This window comes from Vicinamibacteria bacterium, from assembly GCA_035620555.1.
Taxonomy (GTDB): domain Bacteria; phylum Acidobacteriota; class Vicinamibacteria; order Marinacidobacterales; family SMYC01; genus DASPGQ01.
This window is the reverse complement of sequence record DASPGQ010000293.1, coordinates 1-9,241: the sequence shown is the minus strand read 5'-3', so window position 1 is coordinate 9,241 and position 9,241 is coordinate 1. Positions and strand designations below refer to the sequence as shown.

General features: G+C 64.0%; 9 protein-coding genes. 3 read left to right on the top strand and 6 right to left on the bottom strand.

All coding sequences use genetic code 11. From position 1 onward, the window contains the following. Positions 1-1,056 (top strand): M23 family metallopeptidase (locus VEK15_11980; GenBank protein HXV61408.1); only part of this gene is annotated, 1,056 nt, incomplete at its 5' end. Between the two features lie 62 nt (positions 1,057-1,118). Here VEK15_11980 and VEK15_11975 read toward each other — a convergent pair. Both VEK15_11975 and VEK15_11970 read right to left on the bottom strand, forming a co-directional pair. Further along, positions 1,119-3,719: an ABC transporter permease gene (locus VEK15_11975; protein HXV61407.1), complete on the bottom strand. Its 2,601-nt coding sequence runs from the start codon at positions 3,717-3,719 to the stop codon at positions 1,119-1,121. 7 nt (positions 3,720-3,726) lie between these two features. Next, positions 3,727-4,089 carry a PadR family transcriptional regulator gene (locus VEK15_11970; protein ID HXV61406.1) on the bottom strand — a complete coding sequence of 121 codons (363 nt, stop codon included), beginning with the start codon at positions 4,087-4,089 and terminating at the stop codon, positions 3,727-3,729. 151 nt (positions 4,090-4,240) lie between these two features. Here VEK15_11970 and VEK15_11965 point away from each other — a divergent pair, with 151 nt between their 5' ends. Both VEK15_11965 and VEK15_11960 read left to right on the top strand, forming a co-directional pair. Continuing rightward, complete coding sequence (locus VEK15_11965; GenBank protein HXV61405.1) at positions 4,241-5,686, top strand: tetratricopeptide repeat protein; 1,446 nt, start codon at positions 4,241-4,243, stop codon at positions 5,684-5,686. 8 nt (positions 5,687-5,694) lie between these two features. Then, the gene (locus tag VEK15_11960) at positions 5,695-7,344 is read left to right on the top strand and encodes a CRTAC1 family protein (protein ID HXV61404.1); all 1,650 of its coding nucleotides are present in this window, start codon (positions 5,695-5,697) and stop codon (positions 7,342-7,344) included. A gap of 17 nt (positions 7,345-7,361) precedes the next feature. Here VEK15_11960 and VEK15_11955 read toward each other — a convergent pair whose 3' ends face one another. From VEK15_11955 to VEK15_11940, 4 genes are all read right to left on the bottom strand, one after another. Beyond that, entirely contained in the window at positions 7,362-7,988 is a 627-nt protein-coding gene (locus tag VEK15_11955) for a nucleotidyltransferase domain-containing protein (protein HXV61403.1), read from the bottom strand. Positions 7,989-8,145: 157 nt separating this feature from the next. Then, entirely contained in the window at positions 8,146-8,379 is a 234-nt protein-coding gene (locus tag VEK15_11950; protein HXV61402.1) for a type II toxin-antitoxin system Phd/YefM family antitoxin, read from the bottom strand. 85 nt (positions 8,380-8,464) lie between these two features. Next, positions 8,465-8,824: a VOC family protein gene (locus VEK15_11945; GenBank protein HXV61401.1), complete on the bottom strand. Its 360-nt coding sequence runs from the start codon at positions 8,822-8,824 to the stop codon at positions 8,465-8,467. A 123-nt stretch (positions 8,825-8,947) separates the two neighbouring features. Continuing rightward, the coding region (locus VEK15_11940; protein ID HXV61400.1) for a hypothetical protein at positions 8,948-9,241 on the bottom strand (294 nt) is incomplete at its 5' end.

Sequence of the window (9,241 nt, the reverse complement as noted above, 5' to 3'; positions counted from 1 at the left end):
GGATTATCCGAAGGCGAGCTTCTCCTGCGGGTCACGGCCCGCGGCACGGGGGCGGCTCTCATCGGGCCCCGGGAGACCGTGAACGACACCGTGCTTCCGGTTCGACTCACGGCTCCGGCGCTGGGTCTCACTTCCAGCCAGAACTATGCCGCGCAGGGAGGAAGCGGAGTTGTCGTGTACCGCGTGGCCGACGTCGTCCTCGAGGAGGGTGGCCGCGACGGAGTGGAGGCGGGGAGCTGGTTCTTCCGCGGGTATCCGCTTCCCGGAGGCCTGGCCACCGAGCGCTTCGCGCTTTACGGAGTTCCGTACGACCTCCCGGATGATTCGAAGATCCGACTCGTCGCCTCGGACTCTTTTGGGAACACGAGCTCGATCGCGTTTATCGAGCGTTTCTTTCCCCGTCCTCTAAAGAGCGACACGATCCAGCTTTCGGTCGAGTTCATGGAGAAAGTGGTGCCGGAGATTCTCTCGCAGACGCCGGAGCTTTCTGACCGCGGGGATCTGCTCCAGAACTACCTGGCCATCAACGGCGAGTTGCGCGCCCGCAACACTCAGACCCTGCGCGAGCTGGGAAGCCGGTCCCGCCCGAGCTTTCTTTGGACCGGTCCGTTCGACCAGCTCCCCAATAGCCAGGTCACGTCCGCTTTCGCCGACCGCCGCACCTACCGCTTCGAAGGCCGGGAGGTGGACCGCCAGGACCACCTGGGATTCGATCTGGCCTCGGTGCGGGGCGCCCCCGTTCCCGCCGCGAACCGCGGCGTGGTCGTCCTTGCCCGATATCTGGGCATCTACGGGAACACCGTGGTGGTCGACCACGGCTTCGGCCTCATGAGCCTCTACAGTCACCTTTCCGCGATCGAGGTCACGGAAAACCAGGAGGTGGAGAAGGCCCATGTGTTGGGACGCACCGGGCAGACCGGACTCGCCGGTGGCGATCACCTCCACTTCACTCTCCTGGTGCAGGGTCTGGCCGTCAATCCCATCGAGTGGTGGGACCCGGCCTGGATCCGGGACCGGATCACTGCGAAGCTCGATGGGGGAGATACCGGCTCGTAGTGGACGGGCGCGAACGGAGCCGGACAGCGACTCCGGTGGTTCGTGATCGGCCCGGAGTGGCGCTACTCGGTGCGGAGCGCTTCCGTCGGATCGACGCGCGCCGCCCGGAGAGCGGGTAACGCGCAGGCCGAAAGCGCCAGGATCGCGACGATGCCACCCGCGATGAGGTATGTCGGCGCATCACCGGGTCGGACGCCGAACAGAAGAGATTCGAGCCCGCGCGCGGCGGCGTAACCGACAGCGATACCCGCCGAGGCTCCGGCGGCGGTCAAGACCGCCGCCTGCCGCATCACCATGGCGACGATCCCGGACACCGGGGCGCCGAGGGCGATGCGAAGGCCGAGCTCGCCCCGCCGCTGCGATACCGAGAAGGCGAGAAGCCCGTAGAGGCCGATGCCGGACAATGTCAGCGACAGCGCGGTGAACGCACCCAGCAAGCCGACCTGGACTCGTCGCGGCGTCGTCTGCTCACCGACGACTTCGGCGAGCGTACGAACCTTTCCCACCGGCAGCTCGGCGTCCGCCCGGCGGACTATCCGCCGAACCTCCGCGACCAGCGTCTCTCCAGACGCGGCCGCCCGCAGCACGAGCTCTTTCGGGACGTAGCCGATGAGGCTCCCGTCCGGCACTTGCCGGTACGGCAGGTATACCTGAGGCTCGCTCGGGCGCTCGAGGCCGCGTACGCGGATGTCGCCCACGACGCCCGCTACCTCTCGCTCGGCGAATCCGAACTCGAAGCGTTTGCCGAGCGGATCCTCATCGGGCCAGAAACGCTCGACGAATGATTCACTCACGACGGCGACGTAGCGTGCCGTCCCATTGTCGCGCTCGTCGAAGTCACGCCCGGCTCGCAGGGGAATGCCCATCGTCGCGAAGAACCCCGGAGTGACGAACCGAAGACTGGCGGTCCATGGACCCTGTCGTCCCGATCCGCCCGTCTCTTCGCGTCCCGGAATCTTGACCGGCCAGATGCCTCCCCCGATTTCCATCGGGAGATAGCTCGTGAAGGCCGCGTGAGAGACTCCCGGCAGGGCTCGCGTCTCGGTCAGAATGCGGTCGTAGAGCGCAGCCCGGCGAGCCGTCTCTTGATAGGCGGTCCAGGCCACGGGCGTTTGGACGGCGAGGACATCCTCGGTGCGGAAACCCGGATCCTGCGACGAGACCCGAACGAGAGCACGCATCAGTAGGCCCGAGGTCGTCAACAGCACGACGGTCGCCATCACCTGTACCGCCACCAGCAGCGAGCGAAGCCGCTGTCGGCGGCCGCCGATGCCGGCGCGAACGCCCTCGCGAAGTCCGGAGAGCTCCATGCCGCGACGTCCACGCATTGCCGGGAGCACTCCAAATCCGATGCCGGTGACACCGGTGACCAGGACGGCGAACCATAGCACCCGAGCGTCGGCCGCCGACGGTTCTCCCACGGGGAGGCTCGCGGGCACGAGCCGAACCAGATGGGGCACGACCGCGTTGGCGGACAGCAACCCGATGAACCCTCCGAGCCCGGCGAGCGCCAGGTTCTCGGTGAGCAGCTGGCGGACGAGACGCTCGCGGCCGGCCCCCATCGCGGTGCGGACCGCCAGTTCCTTGTCCCGCTCTAGACCGCGCGCCAGGAGAAGACTCGCGAGGTTGGTGCAGGCGATCAGGAGAACGCAAACCGAAGCGCCGGCGAGACCCCAGAGCATCAGTCGTGCATCTCTGGGAACGTCGTCTCGCAGGCGAATCATCGTCACCGAGACGTCCTGGTTGGTCTCGGGATACTCTTCCTCGAGCCGCGCCGCGACGAGGGTGAGCTCGGAGCGCGCCTCTTCGAGAGTGTGGCCCGCTTCGAGTCGAGCGAGACCGTAGAGATAGTTGTTGTTGCGGTCCTCGAAGTCATCCGGCCCGAAGCGTGCCGTGGTCCATAGGTCGCTGTCGCGTGCGGGATAGGTGAAGTCTTGCGGCATGACCCCGACGACCTCGTAGGGCGTGCCGTCGAGACGTACCGTTCTCCCCAGCACCGGCTCGCCGCCGAAGAGGCTCTGCCACAGCCGGTAGCTGAGGACGGCCACGGGCTCGGCGCTCTCACGATCGTCGGCGCCGTCCAGGACGCGGCCGAGCAAGGGCTCGGCGCCGAGAGTGACAAAGAACTCGCCCGTGACCGCGACGCCCCGAACCCGCAACGGCTCGCCTTCGCCGACGAGGTTGACCGGATTGAAGTAGTACGCGGCGAAGGTCTCGAGCGAGCGGGCGCGGCTCTTCAAGTCCCGGTAGTTCGCGGGAGAGAGCTCCATCCGGGAATACTGCGGCACGGCCTCCCACAGCTTCACGAGACGCTCGGCGCCGGCGTAGGGAAGCTGCCGCAGCAGCACCCGGTCGGTAAGCGTGAACACGGTCGTGGTCACGCCGATTCCGAGCGCGGACACGGCGATCGCGGTCACGACGAAACCGGGAGAGCGAGCGAGGGACCGTCGCATGTAGCCAAGGTCCTGGCGCAGCAGATCCCAGTGAGCTCCGGCGGCGGAAGTGAGGGCGTCGGTAACGACGTCGAGCCAGAACGCGAGCGTACCGAAAACGCCGCTCGCTTGCCTGTTGCCGTCGGCAACGATCCGTCTCATCTCGTCCGCGTATTCCGCGCGGAAGGCGGCCGGGTACAGATAAAGGAGCAGCTCGTGAACGCGTTTCATCGGGGTGTCACACGCCGCGAGGCGCGAGCCCCCGCGCGCGAGCGAGCGCGACCAGTCCCGCCAACCGTCTGGACTCCGCCCTGGCGACGGCACGGCCGAGCGGCGTGATCCGGTAGTAGCGCCGCCTTTCGTCGTCGTCCTCCGGGGCGGGTCGCTCTCGGGCTTCGACGATAAACCCTTGGTCCAGCATCCGTTGGAGAGAGCGATAGAGCGTCCCCGCCCCGAGGCGGAATCTTCCCTGCGTCCGCGCCGCAACGTCCTGTAGGATGGCGTACCCGTGTCGGTCGCAATCCGCGAGCGCGGTGAGGATGTGAAACGTTGCCTCCGGCAGAGGAAGCATCGATTCGAGTCTCTCGGCGTCGTATTTCATGCCCCGGAGTATATATCCATTGAGAATATAGTGCCAACGGTTATATCCGTGTCGCAGTGTGGACCCACCGTCGCCCGCCAAGTCGGCCACCTCGACGAGGATCCGCCATCGGGGTTAAATTAGACTGGGCCCGAGGGTCCTGGCATCTTTTATGGTCATGGTCGCGGCGCGCACGATTCTCGTGGGAGCTCTTCTCTGGCTCGGCACCCTCGCGGGAGCACAGGAGCGGCCGACGTTCGAGGACGTCATCACCCGAGCGGTCGAAGCGGAGAGAGAGGGACAGCTCGAGAAGGCCGCTGCCGCATTCGAGGAAGCTTCCCGCCTGAAGCCGGACCACCCCCGAGTTCACTACAGTTTGGCCTGGGTCCGACTCCAGCAAGGACTGCTCGGCGACGCTCTGGCGTCCGTGAATCGGGCGCTCGCTCTCGATGCCGAGGAGCCTGTCTTCTATCTGCTCCAGGGCGAGATCTTCATCGCTCTGGGAAACCTGGCGGAGGCGGAGCGGGCCTACCTCGGGGCTCTCGGCGTCGAACCGAAGTCGGGGGAAGCCTATCTCGCGCTCGCCGACTTGTATCTGACGACCGAGCAGTTCGACAAATCGACCCAGGCTCTGCGTTCCTATCTGGAGATTCACCCCGAGGATACCGAGGCTCTCTATCATCTCGCCGGCGTTCTGAGCGGTCACCGGAAGAGGGAAGAGGCTCTCTCGTTCTTCAATCGCGTGCTCGAGAAGAAGCCCGATCACGCGCTCGCCTGGTATCACAAAGGGCATCTCGAGGCGCAGGCTCCCGAGACGATGGACGACGCCCTCGCGAGCTACGAGAGGTCTCTCGAGCTCGATCCCAACTATGCGCTCACTCATTACGAGTACGGAGCGCTTCTGGAGAAGCTCGGGCGGAAGCAGGAGGCGATTGCCGCCTTCGAGAAAGCGCTCGCGCTGGCGCCGGAGCTGTCGGAAGCGACCTACGCGCTCGGGAATTTGCTCAGCCGTGAGGGGAGAACCGAGGAAGCGGAGGGATACCTCGAACGCTTCAAGGCCCAGCGGGACGCCGAAGCGCGGAAGGAGTCCCAGCTGAGGCGAGCGGTCGCGGCGCTCGGGAGCGGACGGAAGCTTCTCGAGGAGAATCGAATCGAGGAAGCGGTCGGCGCGTTTCTCGAGATGACCGATCTCGATCCGACGAGCCACCAAGGTTATTCCTACCTCGCCAAGTGCTATCGCTCGCTCGGGCAGCTCAATGTGGCGATCGGCTACATCCGGCGGGCCATCGAGCTCGCCCCGGGGGCCGCGGAATATCCTTACCTCCTGTCCCTGTTCCTTCGGGATCGGGGGGATCTCGCCGGCTCTCTCGAGGCGGCGCGACGGGCCGTGGCCCTTGGCCCGAGCAATAGTCTGGTCCACAATGCGCTCGGAGTCGTCCTGGACGACGTGGGAGATCACGCCGGAGCCGCGGCGGCTTTCGAGAAGGCTCTCGAGCTCGACCCCGAGAACCCCGCCTTCAGTTTGAACCTGGCGAGCGCCTACGAACGACTCGGCGAGGCGGCAAAGAGTGCCTCCGCTATGGAGCGTTATCGGCAGCAGATGGCGGAGCCCCGCTGAGTCCCGGAGTGCAGTTCATTCCGCTTTCCTCGATCGTTTTCTTCGTCATGGCCTCGCCCCCGCAGCTCGTCGAACGACCCCCACTCGACTTTCGCCACCTCGCCGGGACGAAGGACAAGCCGTACATCGTGGACACCATGGGTTCGGGGCTCGCTCTTTTCGACTACGACCTGGACTCCGACCTCGATGTGTACTTCGTGAGCGGCTCGACTCTGGAGCGGCTCGGCCGGGGGGAGCCGGGAGAGACCAATCGTCTCTTCCGCAACGACGGTGATTTTAATTTCACCGATGTCACTGAGATTTCGGGAATCGGAGATCGGGGTTTCGGTCAAGGGGTTGCGGTCGCTGACGTCGATAACGACGGCGACGAAGACGTCTACGTAACGAATTATGGTCCAAACGTCTTGTACCGGAATCGCGGCGATGGCACGTTCTCACCATTTACCGCCGGGGTCGAGGACGAGAGGTGGGGGACGAGCGCCGCGTTCGGCGACATCGACAACGACGGATACGTCGACCTCTATGTCTGCAACTACCTGGAGTTCGACCGCGAGCTTCTTGATCGGCTCATTTCGAGACAGTTCTGCGAATGGAAGGGGCTGAAGGTGCAATGCGGCCCGAGGGGCTTCGGATACGACTCCGGCGCTCTCTACCACAATCGTGGCGATGGCACCTTCGAGGACTGGACGGAGAGGGCCGGCGTCGAGAACCGCGAAACCTATCCGCTGGGAGTGGTGTTCTCGGATCTGGATCGGGACGGTGACCAGGACCTCTACGTGGCGACGGACACGACGCTCAATCTGCTATTCGAGAACCGGGGCGACGGCACGTTCGCGGACCGATCGCTTCTCTCCGGGACCGGGCTTTCAGGAAACGGGAAGGAACAGGCGGGAATGGGGGTCGACGCGGGAGACGTGAACGGAGATGGGCAGTTCGACCTCTTCGTCACCAACTTCTCCGACGACACCAACACGCTCTATCTCAACCAGGGGGGATTGCGCTTCGTCGATGCGTCGGACGTGGCCAATCTGATGGTGCCGAGCCTTCCCTATCTGGGGTGGAGCACGCGGTTGGCCGATTTGGATTCTGACGGGGATCTGGATCTCTTCGTCGTGAACGGACACGTCTACCCCCAGGTGGACGAGGCGAATATCGGGGAGAGCTTTCGTCAGCCAATGGCAGTTTTCTTGAACCGTGGCGACGGCACGTTCGAGGACGCGAGCCGGTCGTTCGGTACCGCGCTCGCGAAGCCGCGATCCTCGAGGGGCGCTGCCCTGGGCGATCTGGACTCCGACCTCCGCCAGGACATCGTGGTGAACGTGATGGATGACGCACCGGTTCTGCTGCGGAACGAGATTCCCGGAGCGGAAGGAGCGGTGGTGCTTCGGCTCGTGGGTCGGTCGGGGAACCGGGACGGTCTCGGCGCCCTCGTCCGCGCCCGCATCGGCGATCGATGGGCCGTTCACGAGGTGCGTGGCGACCGCGGGTACCTCTCCCACAGCGACCCCCGGGTGTATCTGGGTTTGGGGACGGCGAGCCGCGTCGACGAAATCCGGATTCAGTGGCCAGGAGGCGGGGAGGAAACTCTGGAGGGACTCGCACCCGGTTCCTACGTCCTTCTCGAAGGGGAGGGGATGGTGATGCAGGAGAGCAGGTAGCAGCCTAGCTGAGGCGCTCAAGCCGCGAAGTCATTCTCGGATCCGATCACCCACACCCTGGGTTGTTGGGGGATTCTCGTTACGAAGGCGTTCTTGCTCTTGACGCGCTTCGAAAACTCGGCTGAAGTATAAACGGTGGGGGTCACTTGGCGCCCGAGCTCGCGGCTAACGCGTTCGAGCGCTACAAAGACCTCTCCGTGGGTCAAGCTGTCGCTGATTACCATCAGATCGATATCGCTCTGCGAACGGTCTTGCTTTTTGGCAACCGACCCGTAGACAAAGGCAGCCTTGATTTGAGTTGCAATCGGTAAAAGGCCGTTTCGCAACGGTTCAGCCAGTCCCACGGTCTTCTGGATGATCGCACGCAGTTCGGAGAAAAGCGGCGATTCCGGATTCGCCTGGTAGTGCTTCTGGTGCCCGACGCGGCGTGCCGCAACGAGCCCACTCCTTTCGAGGCGAGCCAGCTCTCGCTGAACGGCACCCGAGCCGATTCCCGCGCGGCGTATGAGTTCGGATGCGTAGAAACTGCGGTCCGGTTGGCCGAACAAGACGCCCAGCACGCGCTGCTGCGTTTTCGTGAGTATGGCATCGGCCAGACTGCTGCGCCGCCCAGAAGGTCGAATGCGTATCGATGTCCTACCCAATATGGGTATGATTATACCCAATTTGGGCAGACTTTATCTTGCACGCCGGTGAATTTGAAGCTCCAGAGGTGCCAGCCCCGCGCTTCGACATGCCGCCCATGGTGAACGCATTTACAGGGTCGGCCCGCTAGGCGAGTGCTGAATGACGGCGAACCCGTCACAGGTTATCGAAGGAAGTCCATGGTTTGGTCCGCGCCGACCGATCGAATAGATCCCAGAACTTCCGACTATTCGAGAGAATCAGGGCTTCGAGATCCGTCTCCTCATCGACGGGAATGAGTAGGGCCCGAACCGTTCCATTCTTGGTGATGAGTACCGGTCCGCTTTCGGGCAGATCTTCGATGACTTTGCTGAGGTTGTTCTTGACTTCGCGGAGGGTTTGGGTTTTCACAGCTCAAACTCCTCACCGCCTATCAGTGCGGTGACCGCCGCCCGCGTGGTTGGGGTGCCCGATTGGGCACCCCATGCATCAGCGATTACGTTTTTGGCTCCCACAGCCCGAACACGGCACCGTCTGGGTCTGCGATGACGCTGAACGCGCCCATCTCCGGTACCTCGGTGATCGGCTGCACGACCTTGCCACCGAGTTTTTCGGCTTGCTTCGTCGAAGCCGCGAGGTCATCGACCAGAATGTAGGCGAGCCAGTGAGAGGGTGCGCCCGGAGCGGGGTTCTTCATGATTCCGCCACCGGTCCCCTCGCCGACTTGAATCATCGTGTAGGTGTTCTCACCCATCGGCATGTCCTCGAGCTTCCACGACAGCAGGCCCGTGTAGAACTTCTTTGCCTTTTCTGGGTCTTTCGTGTGCAACTCGACATGAACAAAAGGATTCGCCACGATTGCCTCCATTCTTGAAGAAACTCTAACCGTCCGAATGACGATCGAGCTCCTCCCGTTCTGGCCCCCTCCGAAGCGACGAGGATATCACGGTCGCGATAGCAGGGTGATGACGCGTTCTGATCACCTCTTTCCTGCGAGGAACTCGTCCACCCGGCCGGGCATGAAGCTCGCGGTGCTGAAGGCATGAGGCAGCGATTCCTCGAACGTCGTGAGCCGGAAGTGCCCGTTCCCGTCAGTCAGGATGAGGCGAATCGGGGGCCGTCCTTGCTTGACGTTGAAGCTCGAGAACTCGTAGCCGTACTGGCGGTCGCGGTAGCTCACCCGCGGCCAGGTGCCCTTTTCTCCCGCGACCACGACCGCTTCGAGGAAGTAGTCCCTCTCCGTTGCCGCCTGTTGCAAGAGACCGCCGATGGG

What these genes read in the sequence shown, in the direction of transcription:
- VEK15_11975 (HXV61407.1), bottom strand. Translation starts at nt 3,719, where the DNA reads ATGAAACGCGTTCACGAGCTGCTCCTTTATCTGTACCCGGCCGCCTTC.
- VEK15_11970 (HXV61406.1), bottom strand. Translation starts at nt 4,089, where the DNA reads ATGAAATACGACGCCGAGAGACTCGAATCGATGCTTCCTCTGCCGGAG.
- VEK15_11965 (HXV61405.1), top strand. Translation starts at nt 4,241, where the DNA reads ATGGTCATGGTCGCGGCGCGCACGATTCTCGTGGGAGCTCTTCTCTGG.